The organism is Mycobacterium persicum (assembly GCF_002086915.1).
GTDB classification, from domain to species: Bacteria; Actinomycetota; Actinomycetes; order Mycobacteriales; family Mycobacteriaceae; genus Mycobacterium; species Mycobacterium persicum.
The window spans coordinates 1-612 of record NZ_MWQA01000011.1 but is presented as its reverse complement, the minus strand read 5'-3'; the positions used below and the strand labels follow the sequence as shown (position 1 = coordinate 612).

1 pseudogene is annotated in these 612 nt (G+C 80.7%); it reads left to right on the top strand.

Features of this window, described 5'->3' with window-relative positions:
- Positions 1 to 213 precede the first annotated feature (213 nt).
- Positions 214 to 438, top strand: a pseudogene (locus tag B4U45_RS30640) (PGRS repeat-containing protein); the annotation flags it as partial.
- Between the last annotated feature and the right edge of the window lie 174 nt (positions 439 to 612).

The following is a 612-nucleotide window of genomic DNA, read 5'->3' as shown; positions in this document are numbered from 1 at the left end:
GGCGGAGCCGGCGGCAAGGCCGGGCTGATCGGGGTCGGCGGTGACGGTGGCGCCGGCGGGGCGAGCACCACCACGGGCGTGGGCAGTAAGGGCGGTGCCGGCGGTGCCGGCGGCAGCGCCGTGCTGTTCGGCCCCGCCGGCAATGGCGGCAACGGCGGGATGGGGCTGGCCCTCGGAAGCACCGGCACCAATGGCGCGCCGGGACCGCTGCAACCGGCATTCGACCTGATCAACGTGCCCTTCCAGGCGCTACTGGGACGTCCGCTGATCGGTAACGGCGCCAACGGGGCCCCGGGCAGCGGGGCGCCCGGCGGGGCCGGTGGAATCTTGATGGGCAACGGCGGGGCCGGCGGGTCGGCAGCTCCCGGTCTGCCGGGTGGCCCCGGCGGAGCCGCTGGTCTGTTCGGTGCTGGCGGCGCCGGCGGTGCCGGCGAGAGCTCAAACGTAACGGCCGGCGGGGCCGGCGGGGGGGGCGGGGGGGGCCGGGGGGCATTGGGGGCCCGGGGGGGGGGGGGGGGCCGCGGGGGGGGGGGGCCCCCGCGTGGGGGGGGGGGGGGGGGGGCGGGGGGGGGGGGGGGGGGGGGGGGGGGGGGGGACAGGGTAGCTCGTGGT